Here is an 18,278-nt window from a genome sequence, read left to right on the forward strand (position 1 = left end):
CGCGTTCACGCAGTTCGTCGGGGTACTTACGGGGAGCAGCCATGATTGGCATCCTTCCGGGTCTTGATGATCTCCATCAAACCCGGGGCGGTTCACACCCCCAACAACGTCGACTTCAAGGTTCGTGTGGTCAACGCGGTCGGCTACAACGACTCACCGTGGGCGCGAGGCGGCACGGGCAACGGACTCTCTGTGGGCGGGATCTGGCCGTCAGACATCCGTGGTGGACATCTGATCTACGCAAACGGACAGGACCTGTCCGTATGGTGATTTAGCCGGGGCGGTGCTGCCATCGGCCAGCTCATGCCAGCGGGTGCACGCTCCGCAGTCGGGCATCGGATGGGAATACCTCACATCCGATGCCCCTTCGAGCGGCTGCAGTCCCGCATGGGCCTGACCGGATCCCCGGCGAAGGCCGCCCGCATGGCCCAGGTCGTGCCCGCCCACCTCGTCCTCTTCGACGCCGTGCACCTGGACGGCCACAGCCTGACCGGGCTGCCGTACACCGAACGCCGGGCCCTCCTGGAGAGCCTGGGACTGGACGGGACGCACTGGTCGACGCCGGCGGCGGTCGTCGGGCACGAGGACGACCCGGACTTCGTCGCCCGGTACCACCAGGCCGTCGAGGACTACCGCGAGCAGCTCGCCCTCGAACGACGCAAGAAGCTCCGGGTCGCCTGACCCTGGTCGTCGAAACGTACGGCGCTGTACCCCCAGGGATGCTGTTGGCGAATTCGGGGCCCGGTGTCGGCTTACCCGAGAACGAACGTGCCCAGCAGCGCGCTGGACAGGCCACCGCCCATGGAGGCCCAGCTGCCCCAGCCGCTGTTCGGTGACTGCTGCTCGATCTTCCAGTTCGCGGTGTCGGTGCCGCAGGCATTGACCACCAGGCGGCCGTCAGCACCTGGCGTGCGGGCTCAACGAGCTCGACGGCCTCCGAACATGCTTCGGCACCATCCGTACGGCGGTCCCGTCGCACTCGCGCGGCCGCACGGCCGGGGTTCAGCGGGGCATGAACGGCGCGAGTGGGAAGAGCGCGCCGGGCTCGAATCGGACCTTCAGAAGGTGCTGGACGCCTCCGGAATCCCCTTCGCCACGATGATGGCCGACAAGGGCGTCCTGAACGAGCACCAGGACTCGTACGTGGGCATGTACGACGGCAAGCTGATGGACGAGAGCGTCCGCGCGTTCGTCGAGGGCGCGGACCGGGTCCTGCTGGTCGGCGCGCTGATGAACGACTTCAACACCGGGGCGTTCACCGCCCGGCTCGACCCGGCCCGGGTCATCGACATCCGCCACCACCACGTCCGGGTGGGCCCAGTCACGTACCAGAGCGTGGAGATGAAGGACCTGCTGGACCGGCTTGCGCGCGAGCTGCCGAAGCGGTCCTGGCCGAAGCCGTCCGGGCCGGTGACGCGTATCGCTGCCGGGAACGGGAACGGGAAGATCACGGCGGACAGCCTCTACCCGAGGTGGGAGGGGTTCCTGAAGCCGGAGGACATCGTGGTCGCGGAGACCGGGACCTCGTCCATGGGCATGGTGTTCGCCAAGCTGCCCGAGGGGGCCACCTTCCACAACCAGACCCTGTGGGGATCGATCGGCTGGGCGACCCCGGCCGCCTTCGGCGCGGCCCTGGCCGCCTCAGCGAACGGCGGGAAGAAGCGGGTCGTCCTGATCACCGGCGAGGGCTCGCACCAGCTCACCGCCCAGGAGATCAGCCAGATGGGCCGCTACGGCCTCAAACCGGTCGTGTTCCTCCTTAACAACAACGGCTTCCTCATCGAACGCCTGCTGTGCAAGGACCCGGACATCGAGTACAACGACCTCGCCCAGTGGCACTACGCGAACTTGCCGAAGACCCTGGGCTGCGACGACTGGTACACCGCCCGCGTCACCACCCTCACCGAACTCGACCAGGCCCTCGAACAGGCCCAGAACGCCGACAGCGGGGTCTACATCGAGATCGTCACCGGTGAGTACGAATCCCCGCCGCTGGCGAAGAAGATGCACGACAGCGTCGACACCCTCTACACCGCATAACCCCGGTGGCTCGGCCATGGATGCTTCTCCCCTCCGGCCGAGCCACAGACCGTTCGCCGAGCACCCTCCACCCGGCGCTCCTTCGGCCACCGCGACGCGGTCCACCTGGCCCCCACCATCGAGCACGACACACCGATGTCCTCGGCCAGACGAAACAGCGAGTCCTTGACCTGCACGACGGCGGTCCCCGCTCGCAGCCCCGGGACGTGCAAACGGTCTGGGGCTACCTCAACCGGATCCGGCCCGTGCTGCTGGAGTGGTCCAACCGGCTACGACCACCTTCGCGAGATCACCCGCGACGACATCCTCGGCCACCTGAGTACCGTCCACGGCTCGCAGCGGAAGCACACGCAGGTCACCCTGCGATCGCTGTTCACCCGGGCGAAGAAGAACGGCACGATCCTCAAGAACCCGACCAGTCGCATACGGGTTGGCCAGCAGGAGCCTGGCGTCATCCAGCCCTTGCCCCCGGGCACGTCCAGGCCTCACTCGCCGTGGTGGCCCGGCCGGCGGACCGGATGGTTCTCGCCCTCGCAGCCGTCCACGCCGCCCGCCCCGGCGCGATCCGCCGCCTGGCTCTTGGTGGACTGCAAAGCCACCATCCGCCCCCACAAGATCGGCCGAGCCGAAGTACAGCAGCTCGCCGGCTACCTCCTGCTCGACTACGACGACACTCATGCGATCAACCGGGTCGGCTTCTGCCTCTCCCGCCAAGGTGCCCTCACAAGCTGGAGCGTGCCCGACCTCCTCACCGCCCTCGGCGCCGAGGTACCGCTCCCCCGGCTTCGTGTGCTGCTACGGACACACTTGCGCCACGCCCGCCACGCGGACCATGGAGGGAAGGCCTGATCCGGCACCCCCCGAGTGGTCGCGGTGGCCGAGTGCTCCTCCCACGCCGTCCTCGACGCCGCGATCGGCGGGTTCAAGGACTCCGAACGCATCGTCTCCGACGCGCTGGAGGCCCATGTCGGGACCGGCACACTCTTGCTGGCCGACCGGGGGCTGTGGGGTCTGGTCCGCTGGCACCGGCTGCGGGACCACGGCACTCACCTCCTGTGGCGAGTCGAACGGCGCAAGGCCCGCCGGGTCCAGGACGTCCTGCCCGACGGCAGCTACCTCGCCCGGATCGAGGCGAACAAACACAGCAAGGCCACCGGGACCGTCAAGGCCCCGCCTGCGCTGGTACGGGTGATCGAGTACCGCGTCGACGGGCAGGCCGACATCGTCCGGCTCATCACCAGCCTGACCGACCACGAGAAGTACCCCGCCGAAGAACTCGCCGTCCTCTATGCCCGGCGATGGGAGATCGAGCTGGTCTTCGACGAGATCAAGACCCACCAACGCGGCCGACCAGTCCTCAGATCGCAGACACCGGACGGCGTACGGCAGATCTACGCGCATCTGATCGTGCACCACGCCACCCGGGATCTGTTCGACGAGGCCGCCCGCCTGCACCACAGCACAGCCGAGCGGACCTCATTCACCCGGGCCCTGCACGTCGTCCGCCGCACGGTGATCTCACCGAGCGGCTTTTCCCCCTCCACCCGTCAGCAGGACCGGATCCTCGGGCTCGCCGAGATCGGTCGCAGCCTGCTGCCCCGCCGCTCTCGGTGCCGGGTACTGCTGCCCAACGGCGACAAGGTCGCCACCGCCCCGCGTTCTCCGGGCAGGCGGTCCGATGCGGGCGCGCTGAAAGCCGCGGAGCGGGGAAGACTGCGGTACACGCGGTCGATGGGGTCGCCGTGACCGCGTCCAGTACTACGGACGCGGCGCTCAAGCAGGCCCGGCTCGCACGGAACATGACGCTGGAGGAGGCCGCCGACGCGCTGAACGCGATCACCGGCGGGCAGTCGGACGCGAACCTGATGAACACGTGTGGGAGTCGGGTCGGCGCCGTACGGGCAAGCGGAACCGCGTGGGCCTGTGCCAGCTGTGCCGCGAACGGCCGGAAGTACTGACCGCCCACCAGGACGGCGTGGCCACCAGCATGCGGGAGACCTCCGGCACCGCGGTGGCGGTCAGGATGCCGAGCCGCCGGACGGACCTGGTCGAGGTGATGGTCGATGTCGCCGCCGGGGCGCGCGAGCAGTTGGTCGTCGAGGAGCGAGCCGGGCCGTCCGGCCCGGCTCGTCAGTCCGTTCTCCGGAGAGCAGAGGAATTACGCGAGCCCAGAGCTAAAAGGGAGCATCAGTGCCGAGTTCGTGTGGAGTGTGATGCGCGCCGGTGTGAAGGTGGTGGCGTCCACCGGCGAGTCCCCGGTGCCGGGATTGCGGGCGTAGCGCGGATGGGCGCCTCCGCTGATCTGCCAGCGTATGCGGTGACCCGCGGCGAAGCGATGGGCGGTGGAGCTCATCGGCACGGTGACCTGCGAGGGCACATGTGCAGTCGTTTCGAATTCGGCCCAGCCCGTCACAGACGTTGACTGAGCGTCCATGTGCGTCCACGTCGCACAAGCGGGTGAAGACATCAGCGTGCCCGGTGTCCGTGGAGATACTCAGCCGTGCGGAGACCTGGCCCAGGATGTCCACGGGCTCGGTCAGCGGTGGGCCGGTGAATGTCAGGACATCGTCTCGGGCCTCCAGGCTGCTGTTGTCGCGAGGTCCGGCGGTGCGGGAGAGCAGCGGACCGCCGATGGACGGGGTTGGGTCGGCCGGGTCGTAGCGGAATGACGTCAGTGGTGCGGAGTCCGTGGGGGCCTGTTCGGTGAGGTGCCCGCCGGAGATGGGGTACCACGAGGTGGCAGCAAGGGCCGGTGGCCAGTTGTCGAGGTCCCGCCAGGTGTGGTCGCCGCCGATGTACACGCGCACCCCGGTGGGGCGCAGGCCGGATGGGTCGGCGTAAAGGTGGGCACGCAGCCAGGCGAGGCTTTCGGCGAACACCTCGGGCCATCCCTGTTGCAGGGCGGAGGTGTGGGTCCAGGGGCCGACGAGCAGGGCGGTCTCGCATCCGGCCCGACGCAGCCGGTCGTACTGCTCGAAGGTCTGGTCGACCAGTGCGTCGTGCCATCCGGTGATCAGAGCTGTGGGCACGCGGAGCCGCTCTGCCGAATCCGCCAACGACGCGCTGGCCCAGTAGGCGTCGTTGGCGTCCGGGTGCGTCATCACGTCGTCCAGCCAGGGCACTTCGCCCCCGAAGGCGGACTCGTACGCACCGCGCAGGGGCTGAGCGGTGGTGACGGCGCGCAGGCGGCGCTGAAGGCGCAGCGTCGCCCTCAGGAACGGTCCCATGCCCTGGTGCTGGTAGGTCATGCCCATACCGACGGCGAGGGCGTTCTCCAGGCGTAGCGCACCGTCCGCGTGGAACAGGGCGTAGGGATCGTGCAGGCCCACCTGCACCACCATTGCCTTCAGTTCTGGTGGCGGGTCCAGGGCAAGGGCCCATTGCACGTAGCCCAGGTAACTGGGGCCGACGGTCCCCAGTGTTCCGTTGAACCAGGGTTGCTCGCGCAGCCACGACACCGTGGCCTGCCCGTCGGCGGCCTCGTTGCGCCACAGGTCGAACGCGCCTCCCGAACCGCCGGTGCCGCGGCAGCTCTGCAGGACCACGTGAAAGCCCTGTTCGGCGAAGAGCAGGCCGTACTGGGGAGCCCATGGCAGGCCGCGGCCATAAGGGGAGCGGACCAGGAGGGTCGGGAAGTTGCCCTCCGTACGCGGGAAGTAGTGATCAGTGATCAAGGGGCTGCTGTCGGCGGCCGACACCACCAGCCCCGGTTCCCATCCGACCTCGTGCCGTTTCGCCGGCAGGCCGCGCCAGGTCGCCCTCATCATCCGTGAGGACAGCGGCGGTTTTCCGGCAGGTGGCACCCATGCCGGTCCGGCTACGGCGTCGGGCGTGCGTGATGGCATCGTTCCCCTCCTCTATTCTCGTACGATGTACGAGAATAGAGGATGCTTGGATGGCCTTCGCAAGAACCGTCTCAGGAACAGGGGAAGGAGCGCGAGACCGTGCCCAGTGACGGAAGGTCCGGTGCCGCGGGCGCCGACCCCGAACAGCTCTGGCTGCGCACCACCGAACCCCGCAGGGGCCGCAGGCCCTCCTTCAGCCGGGAGGCGGTCACCGCAGCAGCCGTCACCCTGGCGGACGCCGAAGGCCTCGAAGCGGTCACCATGCGGCGGGTGGCCGCCCAGGTCGGAGCCGGCGTCATGTCGCTCTACAGCTACGCCCCCGACAAGGAGACACTGCTGGAACTGATGGTCGACCACGTCAGCGGAGAACTCACGTTCACGGACCCACCCAGTGGTGACTGGCGTACCGATCTGAAGACCATCGCCCACCTGCAGCGCGCCCACATGCTGCGGCACCCCTGGCTGCCCGCCGCCTTGTCCACCCGTCGCGTTCCAGGCCCTAACACGCTGGCCTTTTTGGAACATGCTCTCGCCGCCTTGCGGCCCACCGGGCTGGACGGTGCAGCGAAGCTAGAGGTCTTCGCCCAACTCACCGCATTCGTGGCCGGACACGTCGCTCACGAGATCACGCAGGCCGCAGCCTCACAATCCCCGGACCGGGTCGCAGCCGAGGCCCGCTACCTCGCCGCTGTCGCCGCCGACGGCCGCCACCCGGAACTCGCCGAAGCCCTCTCCGCCCCCGGACGCCCGCTCACCGCCGAAGCCACCTTCGCCCGGTTCCTGGGCCGCCTGGTTGACGGTCTCGACGCTGGCTGATGCCACGCACCTGTGGATGCGCCCTGTCCACGGCACCTCGGAGAAACAAGCCGTCGACCTTGTGCTCTCCGCACGAGCGGAGGCGAGCCGAGGTCGCACTCCGGGTTGGCATCACGCTCGGCCCGTACAACCGGATCGAGCAAGGCCACGCCGCGACGCGCATCAACACCCTGACCCTCATCGCCGACGCAATCGGCGTACCGCTCGCTGACCTTGTCCGCGAGTAGGGGTCCCTGGAGGGATCGCAGCGGTGTCATCCGTAGACCGTGCCGCACTTCTGGCACGTGCCCCGAACCCTGAGAGTCCGTGTACACGGGCCGTCCGCACCAGCAGATCTCGCGCTGTTCACGCACTTCGTGCCGTGCGGCATGTGGGAGGCCGTCTACACCATCGAGGGCCTGCTGAAGAACACCTCCGAGGTCCGCCCGACCACGATCCACGCGGACACCCAGGGCCAGAGCTACCCGGTCTTCGCCATCGCCCACCTGCTCGGCATCGATCTGATGCCCCGCATCCGCAACTGGAAGGACCTGCTGTTCTTCCGCCCCTCCCGCACCACGCAGTACGAGCACATCGACGCCCTGTTCGGCGAGACGGGGCGCACCGTCATCGACTGGCGCCTGATCGAGACCCACTTCCGGGACTTGATGCGCGTGATCGTCTCGATCCGCGAGGGCACCATCTCCTCCGTCCTGCTGCTTCGGCGGCTGCGGTCCGGCTCGCGGCGCAACGCCCCTACACGGGCTTCCGCGAGGTCGGCAAGGTGATCCGTACTGTCCAGCTGCTGCGCTACCTCTCGGACGCGCCGCTGCGGGACCGGGTGACGGCGGCGACCCACAAGGTCGAGGCGTTCAACGGCTTCTCGGACTGGGTGCGCTTCGGCCAACACGGCACGGTGGCGGCGAACGACCCGGTCATTCTCGGCGGCCACGAGGCGGCGGCATAGCGATGAAGCCAACCGGCGACAAGCCCAGTCGGCCATACGCCGCCTCGCTGCCCGGGGACTGTGCCCGCTTGTATGACCCGTACGCCCGAAACGATGACGGTAGCGAAGAGGACGTCCTCGAGCCCGTTGAGGCAGCGCTGGACTCTCCCATCGTGGGAGAGTCCACCATGATGGTGTGCAAGACGAACTTCTCACCATCGGGCGCTTCGCCCGCCTGTGCCGCCTCAGCGTCAAACAGCTACGGCACTACGACGAAATAAGATTGTTGGCCCCGGTCCGCGTAGACGTCAGCTCGGGCTACCGCTATTACGCACCCGAACAGGCGCGTGATGCCCTGACCATCGCCCTGCTCCGCGAGATGGACCTTCCCTTGGCTGTGATCGCCCGGGCGCTGGCTGCCGAACCTGAGCGCAGGGCACACATCCTGCACGCTGAGCGGGACCGGCTGGCCGAGCGGATCAGCAGGGACCAGGCCCGGCTGGAGATGCTGGAGCGACTGGCGGAGGGCGGTCTGCCCGGCTATGAGGTGACGATGAACAGAGAGCCGGAGCGACGGCTGGCAGTGGTGCGAGCGGTCTGCACCCCTGCGGAGATCGGAGGCAAGGTCGAGGAGTGCGTAGGCCGACTGCTGCCCGTGCTCGGTAGGACGGGAATCGCATGGGAGCCGCCGCTGTGGGGACTGTACCCGCTGGATCTGGAAGAGCGGATGGAGATCACCGTCGGAGCGCAGACCCCGCAGGGAGAAGGCATGCCCGGCCTGGAATTTGAGGTGCTGCCCGGCGGACTCGTTGCCGAGACCATGCACATCGGGCCCTACGCGCAACTGCCTTTGGCCTACAACGCGCTCTTCGCCGCCATCCACGAGCGCGGACTGCGCCCGCAAGCACCCGTACGCGAGGCGTATCTCGTCGGACCGGCAGAGGCACCGCAAGAAGAACTGATGACCCGATTGATCATCCCCGTCAAGGAGAGCATGGCATGACCGCGATAATAGACATCGATGCCCACGGTACGCAGCACTGCGAGACGGCAGCCCTGGGGGTGCTGCTGCGGCACCAAGGACTTGATCTGTCCGAGCCCATGCTGTTCGGCCTCGGCTCTGGTCTGTCCTTCATCTACTGGGACGGCAAGAACATGGGCTTCCCCTTCCTCGGGGGACGGGTCAAGCCTTTCGACCTCACCAGAAAACCGGCCACCAGGCTCGGGCTGGAGCTCCTGGTCCAGGAGACCACCTCCCCGCGCAAGGCATGGGACAACGTGGTGGCCTCCATCGACGCCGGCCGCCCGGTCGGGCTGCAGCTAGACAACTACTACCTGGACTACTTCGGCTCGAAGATCCACTTCGGTGGCCACGTCCTAGCCATGTACGGCTACGACGACCACAACGCCTACCTGGTGGACACCGACCAGCAAGGCGGAGCGGTATCCACCAGCCTGACCAGCCTCGCCCAGGCCAGGGCCGCGCGCGGACCGATGACCGCCAAGCACCGCTCCTTCACCCTCACCGTACCGAGGAACCCGCCCTCCCCACAGGGCCAGATCATCCCCGCCATCACCGCCTGCGCCGACGCCTTCCTCAACCCGCCCATTGCCAACCTCGGCCACCGAGGCGTTGAGAAGGCGGGCAAGCTGGTGCGTACATGGTTACAGCGCACCGACGCCCCGCAGCGGGACCTGCCGCAGGCTGCCCTCTTGATGGAGAAGGCCGGCACCGGCGGCGCCCTGTTCCGTAACCTCTACCGCGACTTCCTCGCCGAATGCACCAATCTGCTCGACAGTAGCCACCTGCGCACCGGCCACACGCTGTACACCGAGGCAGCCAGCCTGTGGACGGAAGCGGCAGCAGTGATCGAGAAGGCTGGCGAATCGGGCAATGCGCAGTGCCTCGTCCAGGCCGGCTCGGTCCTCGACGATCTTTCACGTATAGAGCGAGAGGCCATGCAGGCGCTGAGCTGCCTGGGGAGTGAGACCCCAAGAGTGATCCAGCCCTGACAGCCTTCAAGAAACCTTGGGGAGTTCAGGTGAACGACGTGCGGCCCAGTCAGCGAATGCGAGACCTCGGCGTCGTCCAATTATTGGATGTGCCGCAGGCCGCAGGGCTCGCGGGACTGGCTCGGCCGGGTGCCGGATCCGGTGGGCGAGGTCCGGGCGACGGCCGCCGCCGGTGGGGCATCGGTGTGCCCCATGGCCTGGAGCGGGTGCTGCAGGTGCTTGGTGATTGTGGGCGCTGATTCGACCGTGGTGTCGCACTCGCATTGGCCGTGTCACTCACAAGGGCGGACTGTGTCATCCCTTGGGGGTAGGCCTGCTCTGTCTGGGGCGAGAACGATCTACGTTCGCTCCAGGTGGAGTCCACGGAAGGAAGATCCCTCATGCGCCTGTCCCCAACTCTTCGTACCGCTCTGGCTGCTGTTGTGCTGGTCGGTGGGGCGGTGGTGAGCACCGCCCCACCGGCCAGTGCGGCAACGTGCCCGCGCAGCGATTCCCCCAAGATCGATGGCGGGGTGGCCTCGTGGAAGCTGTCGTGCAGGAAGGTCGAGGGCGTCGAGACGCTGTTCATCGACGGGTGGGTGGAGGACACCCGGACTGACGGGGTGTGTGCAGCCGTGACGATCAGGCCTGACGGGATGACGTACCCGGACGTGGTGAAGGCGTGCGGGTCCGGTACGCGCGAGCAGATCCACAAGTCGTACACCGGCAGGAGCGCCACGGTGAAGCTGAGCTTGAGCCGCTGAGCGGAAGGTTCGGCGCGTTCCTGCGCCGCGGTCTGACCTACGCTTCGCTGGCGGCCGGCTGGAAGAGGACGGCCTGGTCGACAGGCGTGCAACACATGGCGCGGCATCCGGCTGCAACAGACCTCTGTTGCAGCCCTGAACTGCGGAAACAGGAACCGTACGGGTGCGCGTCGCCCGGCCGGTCCGGAACCGGCCGGGCACGTTCGCGATTCGCCCTACCCCGCGCGCGGGCCCTCTGCCCGCCGGCTGCCTTTCACCTCCCAGATCGCCCGGGGCCGGGACTGCAGTTCGCGGGTCTTGGGAGTCCCGAAGGAACCGGTCCCCCGCAGGGCTTGGGAGGAGGACTTGGTCTCCACGAGAACGACATTGCCGTCGGGGCCGAGGAAACTGACGTCCGGGCCCCGCCGGGCTGGCAGGCGGTCCGCTTCGATGAGCAGAGCCCTTGCTGTTCGCATGATGTGGTCCAGAGCGCGGGGTGGGGCAGTGCCGTTGCGGTGCGCCTCGTCAGCGATGAGGAAGGCGGTGCCAGCCGTGAGGGCGGTCTCGATGTCCTCGGGGACATGGCGTCCAGCAGGTCCTTGAACCAGGGGGTGATCTTGTCGGTGCCCCGGCCGCGTACGGCAACGGGCGCGGGGCGGACGCTGTGGCGCGGAGGTGCGGGGCGCCGGCCTCGGGCCGCGGGCGAGGGGCCGCGGGCGAGCCGATCGGTCGAGGCGGAACCAGAAGCGCGGGGTCGGAACATGCAAGAAGACCACTCCACGGGCGTGCGGAGGGGGCAGGGGACATACCGAGGACGGGTGAACGCACTGCAGACGACAGCCGGTTGGGACGGCTGGCTCGTCAGGGCAGCGGGGTGCGGTGCAGGGTGACGAGCAGGCGCCAGACCCGGTGTGTGATCTCGGCGGGGGCGGCCTGAATAAGGCCGTGCAGCCAGTCGGCGAGCACTCCGGTGAAGGTCGCGGCCACGGCTGAGGCGACCAGGTCGGGCTCCGGCGCGCCGGCCAGAGTGCGCTCGGTGTGGCTGCGGGCGCGCAGGTCCTGGTGGAGTACCAGGCCGAGCGGGCCGCCGCCGCCCGGACGCAGCAGTTCCCGGTAGAGCCCGGCGTGCGGGGCCAGGCCGTCGAAGAAGGCGAGCAGGGCGGGTGGCGGGGCAGCGGGGTCGGGGGTGCCACGCCAGGAGTGCAGGGCGTCCACGGCGTCTCGGACCACATCAGCGCAGGCGTCGACGGCCAGCGCTTCCAGGTCGACATAGTGAAGGTAGAACGTGGCGCGGCCGACCCCGGCCCTGCGCACCAGAGCGGCGACGCTGACCTTGGTCAGCGGGCGCAGGGCGCACTCCTCCAACAGGGCCCGGCGCAGCTTGGCCCGGGTCCGGGCCGTACGGGGATCTCCTGGCACCGCGGTCACCGGGCCGCCAGGACGGCGGCCAGCGCCAGCGCCCCGGGCAGCGCCTGGGCCAGGAGGATGCGCCGGTTGGTGGTGATGCCGCCGTACAGGCCGGCGACGAGCACGCAGGCAAGGAAGAAGACCTGGACCCGGAACCCCGTCGAATCCCCGGCGATCAGACCCCAGACCAGCCCCGCCGCCAGGAACCCGTTGTAGAGGCCCTGGTTCGCGGCCAGCGGCGCAGTGAGGCACGACCGGAAAGGCACCGGGAACTGGCCTGCCCCGGGCTTTTCCGGGGCAGGCCAGGATAGGTCGGCGGCCCGCGCGGCGGCTTCGGCTTCAGCAGGCACGCAACAGCAGGTGCCCTGGTCTCCGGGTACTGAACCCGGTGCGCGGGGGAAGAGGCGTGCGGGCGCGATGGAAACCTCCAGGCGTACTTCAGGTCCGCTCAAACCGGGGGTTTGACCTCAGCAGGGGGTCAAGAGAGCAGTCCTGCTCATACCGTGTGATGTGCCGCACCCCTGCTGAGCAAGGAGTATCCGTGGCCAACAACTTTCAACTCGGTGAGATCCCGCACGGCTTCGCGTTCACCGAGACCGGCGGTCTCATCCACTACAAGCACACCATCATCCTGACCGTGCCGCCGCCCAACGCCGGCCCATGGGGCGACTGCTGGCTCAGCTTCGGCTGCGCCTGGGCGGACACCAAACTCGGCGTAAGCATCTACACCGGCAGCACCTGGGGCGGTGTCCAGCCCCGAACCGTCCCCGACAACGGCAACCGCCTCGGCGAACGGCTACCCGCCGGCACCCAGAAGGTCGTCATCGGCCGCATGAAGAAAGACGGCGGAGACTCGGCGGACGACGTACCCATCAGCTGGCTCCTCGAATACCTCGGAACCTGACACACCCCCACCGGTGCCCCGGCCCGGCCAAGGGCCCGTCCATTACGGACGGGCCCCCCCTAGGACTTGTCCGGGCGATTGCGGTGGAGGTCGGTCGGGGCAGTCAGACATCATGCCCCGGTGAGTATCGTGGTCAAGTTCTTCGTAGCGCCGGATGACACGTCAGCGGCTCTGGCGCTTCAAACCGGGCCGGGACGTGCATTCGAGTCCCGCTCGTTCGGCAACTTCGATCCTGAGGAGGCCGTCGTCGAGTGGGAATGCCTCCTTGTCGGCGGCAGCTTCGAGGAACTTGTCCAAGTGGGTGAGCCACGTATCGTTGCTGGTCAGGATGATGACGGGTGCGTCGTGTTCGCGATCTCGTCGCGTCTGCTCACCGCCCTCGCCGGGGCCGAGCGGTCCCGGTTGCGTGACGTCGCCGCATCGTGGGTCAAGCAGCGTTCGGAGGACGGCGAGGTGGTCGAGGCTGAGATCGCCCATGGGATCGTGAGTGGACTGGCTGCCCTTGCCAGAAGTGCCAGAAGTCAGAGCCAAGGCGTCTACTGCTGGGTCGCGTAGTGATCACGTTCGGAGCCGGATGACCAGGGCTGCGGCGGTCGCGGTGACGAGAAAGACGCAGCCGCGCTTGTCGTCTCTGGTGGCCACGGCTCGGCACTGCTTGAGCTGGTTGATTGCTCGTTCGACGGTGTTGCGTTTCTTGTACCGCCCCACGTCGAAGCCGGGCATTCGCCCGCCCCGTGAGCCTTTGCGCAGGCGGGGCGGGCGGCCTGGCGGTCGGTCTCTTCCGGAATGGTGTGCCGGATGCCGCGTCGTCTCAGGTATTCGCGGCAGGGCGTTGCTGTATGCCTTGTCCGCCGCGAGGCTGTCGGGTTTCTTTCAGGGTCGGCCAGGTCCGGCCCGGCCCACGCTTCGGAACGCGGATCTTCTCCAGCACGAGCTTGAACTGTGTGCAGTCCGCCCGCCGCCCTGGCGTGACGATCAGGGAGGGGGGTCGGCCGCGGCCGTCCGCGCTCCGGTGGATCTTGCTGGTGAACCCGCCCCGCGAGCGGCCCAGGCCCCTCACCTGCCGCACCACCCCCACCAGACGGGCGTGCAGACTCTGCCACGCGATTTCGCCCTGGTGATCTGGCAGTTCGGCCCCTTTGACTCCGGGGCCGACGGTGGATCGGTGCGGGCGCCGGCCGCGTGCTGATGCGCGCGGACGATGGTGGAGTCCACCGAGATGTCCCAGACGACCTCACCTACGGCGTCCGCACCTACGGCGTCCGCCGCGGCCTGGACCTGCAGGAGTAGGCGCTCCCAGGTGCCGTCGGCCGACCACAGCCGGTGCCAAGGGGGGTGTCGTAGCAGTCCCGCCCGGATCCCGGTCGCGTAGCGAGCTTCGCCGACCGAACGCGGTAACACCCACCGCGCTTCGCCGATCGAACGCGGAGACACCCACCGCGCTTCGGCCGTGCCCGGCGCCGTCTCGAAGGGGCACTCGTCGATTCCTGCGACTTCGAGCAGGCCGGCGAGTGTGGTGCGTTCGGTGTCGCTCCATCCGGTGCCGACGCTGCCCACGTACCGCAGGCCGCACCCATGCGCCTCTCCTACCACCAGGGCGCCGGGCAGGCCGGTGGGCCGGCCGTGGCCGGGCACTCACCCGCCCGCGATGCGCATCCACCGACGACATGGACGTTTCGGAACTTGACCCGTGCGCGGGATCCGAAGCCGAGCACGTTTCCCCGCCTGCGAACCGGCCTTGCCGTCACATCTCGCCCCGGGTAGGAGCGCATTCCGTCGCAGAGACGGCCCTCCTGATGTCCGGCCCGCCAACTGGCGGTCCGGAGTGGCGTGTTGCGGACCCGACCGACGCGACGGACAGTGCTGCTCCCGGCGGGAAGACCCTCTCGCCGAGGGTGTGCGGGCTGTACGCGGGGCGCTGGCTGTCCCCGGCGAGATCGCGCCGCACCGCCATCCTGGCGCGGACCGCCACCCATTGTCGCCGGGTAGCCGGACCGCGTCCGTTGTGACGCTCGGAACGTGGAGCGCTGTCGGCTACCCGGATCGTCCGCGTCTGGCCGAACTGGAAGGTCGAGAGCGCGAGCGGTTCAGGAGAGCCAGTCGGCGTAGCGGGTAGGGGCGAGGTGAGCGTCCTTGTCGGTGAGGACGTCACCCTTGACGACGGCGAACATGCCAGCGGTCGGGTCGGTGACGACGGTACGGCCGTCGCCTTTGCGGGACAGGGTGATCCGGCCCAGCTCGTCCAGGGAGAAGATCTCGGGGCCGGCGATGTTGCGAATGCCATTCAGCGGGGCGCCCGCGGCGACCTCCGCCACCGCGTTGGCCACGTCCTTGGAGGCGATCGGCTGGATCGGTGTTGCGGGCAACCCGACGGTGTCGCCGTCGGCGGTCCAGGACAGGACGGCGTCCATGAACTCCATGAACTGCGTCGCCCGGACGATCGAGTAGGGGATCGGCCCGGCCGCGAGGAGCTTCTCCTGGAGCACCTTGGCCCGGTAGTAGTCCAGCTCCGGCACCTGGTCCGCGCCGACGATCGAGAGGATGACGAAGTGGCCGACGCCACTCTTATGGGCCGCGGCCAGAAGGTTGTCCATCGAGGTCTGGAAGAAGGCCGGGGAGGCTTCGTCGAAGGTCGGGGAATTCGTCAGGTTGACGACCACGTCGGCTCCCGCCACCGCCGCGTCCAGTCCCTGGCCGGTGAGGACGTCGACACCGGTGGACTGCGAGTGCGGTACCGCCTCGTGCCCGGCGGCGTTCAGATTCTTGACGACCTGCGACCCGATCAGCCCGGTACCGCCGATGACCGCGAACTTCATGACATGCCTTTCATCGGGAGGAGTGTCCGCAATATGGCACATGATTCCTATATGAGTGTTTGATATGAAGCTAGGGTCGTATATCTGGACAACTTGTTGCTCAACTGGCCGACTCCCGCACTCAGTGGCCAACTGCGACGCTCAAGTTTCCGCAGGCATTCGGCGCGGCCCGGAAACCCCGTAACCGGCGGAACCGCAGCGCCTGGTCCCCGCCGCCGTCGACCCGTACATCGACCGTGCCGCACTCGCGCAGCAGGATCGCGTCGCCGGTGTGCAGTGGTTCCGGTCGGCGGTACTGCCGCAGCCGGTAGAAGCGAACCGTCGGCGTCGTTGAACCCGAGGCGCTGGTCGCCGTGCGGGTTGATTAGCTGGATGGTGAAGGGCACATCGTTCGGGCCCGGCTGCCAGGTTGTTCCTGCTGGCTCAACGCGTCCTTCGCCAGCATTTCGGTGATCACAACGGTGTCGAGTGTGCCAGCGCGGTTCGGGGACGGGCAGGGCTTCCGGACACCTCGGCCGCCCCCGCCCCGACCAGCACCCATCACGCCGGGACCGCGCCCGGCTTCGGGCGAAGCGAGCCGAGCCGAACCCCGATCAAGACTGAAGACCGCCCCGCGCACCTCTCCGGCGTCGAAACTCCCGCACGGGACTATGCAGTGTCCTGTCGATCAAGGCTTGCTCATGAGCAGAAGAAGTCAGTGGCTTCGGTGCCTACCGCGCTGGGATGCTCGGGTCGTGAGCGACTTCAATGAGATGCCGCCACCCAGCCGTGAAGAAGTATCGGCTCGCTGGAAGGCGCTGATCTCTGGCGACCTGAGCCGCGAGGCTGCCCATGCCTGGGCGAGTCCCTGGGTGGAAGGCCCCAGTGATCCCGACTGCCCGGACCCCCTGGTCCTGACAGCCCTGCAGTACCTGCACGGTTTTGACCTGAGTGTCGACCCGCAGCACCCCGGGCTCATGAGACATGGACAGGGCATCGCCTGGTACCGCTCGATCAAGGAGTTCAGCGACGAGTTCAGCCGATGGCAGGCGAACTGCGCCCTCTACGATTCCGACCCTCAGCTCTGGCAACAGTCCAGGTTGAGGCGGGCTCGGTCCTTTGCCGAGGCAGAGAGGGCCGACGGCCGCCAGGACGGCGAATGATCACTCCCGGCGAGCCGGTCAGGAGCGGAGCCGGACGACGAGAGCGGCCGTTGTGACGGTGCCGAGGCGGACGTAGGCGCGCTTGTCGTACCTGGTCGCCCCGCACGAAAGGCCTTGACCTTGTTGATCGCACGCTCAGCGGTGTTGCGTTTCTCGTACCTCTCCTTGTCGAATCCGGGAGGTCGGCCGTCGGCGCTTACCCGGCGGACCCGGTTGGCCACTTGGCCGGCCTTCTCCGGGATCCCATGGCGAATTCCACGTCTGCGCAGCTAGAGCGTGTCTCTTTGAACGGCTGGCAAGTTGATCGGATGTGTCTGTCCGGATAGTGATCACTGATGCGATGTGGGATCGGATCGAGCCGCTGATGCCGGCCGATCCGGTCCGAGGGAGTAATTGTCAATACCTGTGGATCAGTTGATCTCGCATTCGCCCGGGTGGGTGGGCTGACTATGACGGGTTCGACCTCGAAGCCGTCGTCGTTCTCCAGGTAGGCGGCGTAGTGCTGTCCGCCGCCGGCGTGTGGGTGCAGCTCGGGGAACATCAGGCGCCAGCCATGCTGGGCGGCCTCGACGGCCGGCTTCTCGACAGCAGCGGCGTCCTCGACGTGGAACGCGAGGTGGTTCAGGCCGGGGTGATGGCGGTCGTGTCGGTCGGTGGTGAGGGCCGGAGACTGTTCGAGGACGAGGTAGGTCGGCCCGAGCAGCCAGCTGCGACCGGTCGCCAAGCTGGTGGATGAAAGAGCTGCCGCCATCTTGAAGTGGCAGGTCAGGGGCCTGGTGTGACGTTGTTCGGGGGTGCTCGTGCTGGTCGGGGGCGGCAGTCTGCCGTGCAGATCGTTTGGCAGGGCGGTTTCGGGGTTTTCCGCTCGACGTCGCCGGTGTTGTTCGCACGATCAGGCCCATGACGAACCCCGAGGTGCTGGAGCGGATCGCCACGCGTCGTGCGGAGCTGGACGGACTCGAAGAGCAGTTGGCCAAGCAGCTGGAGGAGGTGCGCGCCGAGCGGGACGAGCTCGCAGTCGCCGAGAAGGTGCTGGCCCGGATGAGCCAGCAGGTCGCCGCGGAACAGGCGTCGACCGAGCCAGTGTCTGCGCAGGTGGGCGGGCGCGGGGTGCTGTTGGTCCCGCACCGCGCCGGGGGTGGACAAGGGAGCGCTGCCGCCGGAGTACCAGCGCATCCTCGCCGTCGTGCAGCAGGCCGCGGGGCCGGTGATGACCCGACAGGTCGGCGAGGCGCTCGGGCTGGACACCGGGGGGCGGGGAGCCCTGGAGCCGCTGCGCGGGATGCTGACCAAGCTGGCCGACCGTGGCTGGCTGCGGAAGCTCACCGCCGGGAAGTTCACCGCCCGGCTGTGAGCGCAACCGCAGTGCGCCGGGCGGACGTTGAGTTTGTGCGACCAAAACCAAAGAGCCCGCAGGGGCGCCGTCTCCCTTGTCTACCAGTGTCGTCTGCCGCTGTCCACGTGCACCCTGACCCACGTCGCCGACCTGCTGCGCCGCCACCTGAAGGCGATACGCTCACGCTGGCGGGCGCTGCCGCCCGGGAAGATCGCGCTGATCGTCCTCGCGGTGTTGCGACACGACCAGCGCCTGGCCGACATGGCCGGCGGCAACAACATCTCGGCATGAAGTGCCCGTGCACGGGGCCGC

At 68.2% G+C, this 18,278-nt stretch carries 21 protein-coding genes and 4 pseudogenes; 17 read left to right on the forward strand and 8 right to left on the reverse strand.

The window, feature by feature from the left end; genetic code table 11:
* The first annotated feature begins 63 nt into the window (after nt 1–63).
* On the forward strand, nt 64–270 hold the full coding sequence (locus tag ACFVX4_RS31840) for a hypothetical protein (RefSeq protein WP_389983892.1): 207 nt from the start codon (nt 64–66) through the stop codon (nt 268–270).
* A 69-nt stretch (nt 271–339) separates the two neighbouring features.
* Nucleotides 340–681, forward strand: coding sequence for a hypothetical protein (locus tag ACFVX4_RS31845; RefSeq protein ID WP_389983895.1), 342 nt, complete (start codon nt 340–342; stop codon nt 679–681).
* A 71-nt stretch (nt 682–752) separates the two neighbouring features.
* Here ACFVX4_RS31845 and ACFVX4_RS31850 read toward each other — a convergent pair whose 3' ends face one another.
* A complete protein-coding gene (locus tag ACFVX4_RS31850) occupies nt 753–887 on the reverse strand; it encodes a hypothetical protein (RefSeq protein ID WP_389983899.1) in 135 nt (44 codons plus the stop codon).
* A gap of 55 nt (nt 888–942) precedes the next feature.
* Between ACFVX4_RS31850 and ACFVX4_RS31855 the strand changes: the two genes are divergently transcribed.
* The 4 genes from ACFVX4_RS31855 (at nt 943) to ACFVX4_RS31870 (ending at nt 3,998) form a co-directional block, all read left to right on the forward strand.
* Nucleotides 943–2,040, forward strand: coding sequence for a thiamine pyrophosphate-dependent enzyme (locus tag ACFVX4_RS31855; protein ID WP_389983902.1), 1,098 nt, complete (start codon nt 943–945; stop codon nt 2,038–2,040).
* A 582-nt stretch (nt 2,041–2,622) separates the two neighbouring features.
* Complete coding sequence (locus tag ACFVX4_RS31860) at nt 2,623–2,889, forward strand: hypothetical protein (protein WP_389983905.1); 267 nt, start codon at nt 2,623–2,625, stop codon at nt 2,887–2,889.
* Between the two features lie 24 nt (nt 2,890–2,913).
* Nucleotides 2,914–3,786, forward strand: a complete 873-nt coding sequence (locus ACFVX4_RS31865; RefSeq protein WP_389983907.1) for an IS4 family transposase — start codon at nt 2,914–2,916, stop codon at nt 3,784–3,786.
* Nucleotides 3,783–3,998 (forward strand): hypothetical protein, encoded by a 216-nt coding sequence (locus ACFVX4_RS31870; RefSeq protein ID WP_389983910.1) that lies wholly within the window; start codon nt 3,783–3,785, stop codon nt 3,996–3,998. Before ACFVX4_RS31865 ends, ACFVX4_RS31870 begins: the two co-directional genes overlap by 4 nt.
* Before the next feature lie 200 nt (nt 3,999–4,198).
* On the opposite strand, the pseudogene ACFVX4_RS31875 reads toward ACFVX4_RS31870, so the two are convergent.
* Nucleotides 4,199–5,885, reverse strand: a pseudogene (locus ACFVX4_RS31875) (CocE/NonD family hydrolase).
* A 99-nt stretch (nt 5,886–5,984) separates the two neighbouring features.
* On the opposite strand from ACFVX4_RS31875, the gene ACFVX4_RS31880 reads away from it, so the two are divergent.
* The 6 genes and pseudogenes from ACFVX4_RS31880 to ACFVX4_RS31905 all read left to right on the forward strand — a co-directional run bounded on the left by ACFVX4_RS31880 (nt 5,985) and on the right by ACFVX4_RS31905 (nt 10,382).
* Nucleotides 5,985–6,701 carry a TetR/AcrR family transcriptional regulator C-terminal domain-containing protein gene (locus ACFVX4_RS31880; RefSeq protein WP_389983913.1) on the forward strand — a complete coding sequence of 239 codons (717 nt, stop codon included), beginning with the start codon at nt 5,985–5,987 and terminating at the stop codon, nt 6,699–6,701.
* Nucleotides 6,701–6,928, forward strand: coding sequence for a helix-turn-helix domain-containing protein (locus ACFVX4_RS31885; RefSeq protein WP_389983915.1), 228 nt, complete (start codon nt 6,701–6,703; stop codon nt 6,926–6,928). The genes ACFVX4_RS31880 and ACFVX4_RS31885 overlap by 1 nt, the downstream gene beginning before the upstream one ends.
* Before the next feature lie 141 nt (nt 6,929–7,069).
* A pseudogene (locus ACFVX4_RS31890) lies at nt 7,070–7,647 on the forward strand (Tn3 family transposase).
* A 175-nt stretch (nt 7,648–7,822) separates the two neighbouring features.
* A complete protein-coding gene (locus ACFVX4_RS31895; protein ID WP_389983918.1) occupies nt 7,823–8,629 on the forward strand; it encodes a MerR family transcriptional regulator in 807 nt (268 codons plus the stop codon).
* Entirely contained in the window at nt 8,626–9,639 is a 1,014-nt protein-coding gene (locus ACFVX4_RS31900) for a BtrH N-terminal domain-containing protein (RefSeq protein WP_389983920.1), read from the forward strand. The genes ACFVX4_RS31895 and ACFVX4_RS31900 overlap by 4 nt, the downstream gene beginning before the upstream one ends.
* A gap of 380 nt (nt 9,640–10,019) precedes the next feature.
* The gene (locus ACFVX4_RS31905) at nt 10,020–10,382 is read left to right on the forward strand and encodes a hypothetical protein (protein ID WP_389983922.1); all 363 of its coding nucleotides are present in this window, start codon (nt 10,020–10,022) and stop codon (nt 10,380–10,382) included.
* Nucleotides 10,383–11,222: 840 nt separating this feature from the next.
* Here the strand turns inward: ACFVX4_RS31905 and ACFVX4_RS31910 are convergent.
* Both ACFVX4_RS31910 and ACFVX4_RS31915 read right to left on the reverse strand, forming a co-directional pair.
* Nucleotides 11,223–11,780, reverse strand: coding sequence for a TetR/AcrR family transcriptional regulator (locus ACFVX4_RS31910; RefSeq protein WP_389983925.1), 558 nt, complete (start codon nt 11,778–11,780; stop codon nt 11,223–11,225).
* Nucleotides 11,781–11,785: 5 nt separating this feature from the next.
* A pseudogene (locus ACFVX4_RS31915) lies at nt 11,786–12,013 on the reverse strand (DUF1304 domain-containing protein); the annotation flags it as partial.
* 296 nt (nt 12,014–12,309) lie between these two features.
* On the opposite strand from ACFVX4_RS31915, the gene ACFVX4_RS31920 reads away from it, so the two are divergent.
* Both ACFVX4_RS31920 and ACFVX4_RS31925 read left to right on the forward strand, forming a co-directional pair.
* Nucleotides 12,310–12,672 carry a hypothetical protein gene (locus ACFVX4_RS31920; RefSeq protein WP_326763259.1) on the forward strand — a complete coding sequence of 121 codons (363 nt, stop codon included), beginning with the start codon at nt 12,310–12,312 and terminating at the stop codon, nt 12,670–12,672.
* A gap of 120 nt (nt 12,673–12,792) precedes the next feature.
* On the forward strand, nt 12,793–13,227 hold the full coding sequence (locus ACFVX4_RS31925; RefSeq protein WP_389983928.1) for a hypothetical protein: 435 nt from the start codon (nt 12,793–12,795) through the stop codon (nt 13,225–13,227).
* A gap of 3 nt (nt 13,228–13,230) precedes the next feature.
* On the opposite strand, the gene ACFVX4_RS31930 is transcribed toward ACFVX4_RS31925, so the two are convergent.
* From ACFVX4_RS31930 to ACFVX4_RS31940, 3 genes are all read right to left on the reverse strand, one after another.
* Complete coding sequence (locus tag ACFVX4_RS31930) at nt 13,231–13,395, reverse strand: hypothetical protein (RefSeq protein WP_389983931.1); 165 nt, start codon at nt 13,393–13,395, stop codon at nt 13,231–13,233.
* 333 nt (nt 13,396–13,728) lie between these two features.
* Nucleotides 13,729–14,307: a hypothetical protein gene (locus tag ACFVX4_RS31935; protein WP_389983934.1), complete on the reverse strand. Its 579-nt coding sequence runs from the start codon at nt 14,305–14,307 to the stop codon at nt 13,729–13,731.
* A 452-nt stretch (nt 14,308–14,759) separates the two neighbouring features.
* Entirely contained in the window at nt 14,760–15,488 is a 729-nt protein-coding gene (locus tag ACFVX4_RS31940; protein WP_389983937.1) for an SDR family oxidoreductase, read from the reverse strand.
* Nucleotides 15,489–16,222: 734 nt separating this feature from the next.
* Between ACFVX4_RS31940 and ACFVX4_RS31945 the strand changes: the two genes are divergently transcribed.
* The gene (locus ACFVX4_RS31945; protein ID WP_389983940.1) at nt 16,223–16,630 is read left to right on the forward strand and encodes a hypothetical protein; all 408 of its coding nucleotides are present in this window, start codon (nt 16,223–16,225) and stop codon (nt 16,628–16,630) included.
* 451 nt (nt 16,631–17,081) lie between these two features.
* Here the strand turns inward: ACFVX4_RS31945 and ACFVX4_RS31950 are convergent.
* Nucleotides 17,082–17,345, reverse strand: a pseudogene (locus tag ACFVX4_RS31950) (VOC family protein); the annotation flags it as partial.
* A gap of 423 nt (nt 17,346–17,768) precedes the next feature.
* Between ACFVX4_RS31950 and ACFVX4_RS31955 the strand changes: the two are divergent.
* Entirely contained in the window at nt 17,769–17,984 is a 216-nt protein-coding gene (locus ACFVX4_RS31955; protein ID WP_389983943.1) for a hypothetical protein, read from the forward strand.
* 33 nt (nt 17,985–18,017) lie between these two features.
* Nucleotides 18,018–18,257: a hypothetical protein gene (locus tag ACFVX4_RS31960; protein WP_389983946.1), complete on the forward strand. Its 240-nt coding sequence runs from the start codon at nt 18,018–18,020 to the stop codon at nt 18,255–18,257.
* The last annotated feature ends 21 nt before the right edge of the window (nt 18,258–18,278 follow it).

The organism is Streptomyces sp. NPDC058240 (genome assembly GCF_042882135.1).
Classification (GTDB): Bacteria; Actinomycetota; Actinomycetes; order Streptomycetales; family Streptomycetaceae; genus Streptomyces.

What these genes read in the sequence shown, in the direction of transcription:
- ACFVX4_RS31885 (WP_389983915.1), top strand. Translation starts at nt 6,701, where the DNA reads ATGCCACGCACCTGTGGATGCGCCCTGTCCACGGCACCTCGGAGAAAC.
- ACFVX4_RS31930 (WP_389983931.1), bottom strand. Translation starts at nt 13,395, where the DNA reads ATGCCCGGCTTCGACGTGGGGCGGTACAAGAAACGCAACACCGTCGAA.
- ACFVX4_RS31900 (WP_389983920.1), top strand. Translation starts at nt 8,626, where the DNA reads ATGACCGCGATAATAGACATCGATGCCCACGGTACGCAGCACTGCGAG.
- ACFVX4_RS31905 (WP_389983922.1), top strand. Translation starts at nt 10,020, where the DNA reads ATGCGCCTGTCCCCAACTCTTCGTACCGCTCTGGCTGCTGTTGTGCTG.
- ACFVX4_RS31855 (WP_389983902.1), top strand. Translation starts at nt 943, where the DNA reads ATGCTTCGGCACCATCCGTACGGCGGTCCCGTCGCACTCGCGCGGCCG.
- ACFVX4_RS31940 (WP_389983937.1), bottom strand. Translation starts at nt 15,488, where the DNA reads ATGAAGTTCGCGGTCATCGGCGGTACCGGGCTGATCGGGTCGCAGGTC.
- ACFVX4_RS31845 (WP_389983895.1), top strand. Translation starts at nt 340, where the DNA reads ATGGGAATACCTCACATCCGATGCCCCTTCGAGCGGCTGCAGTCCCGC.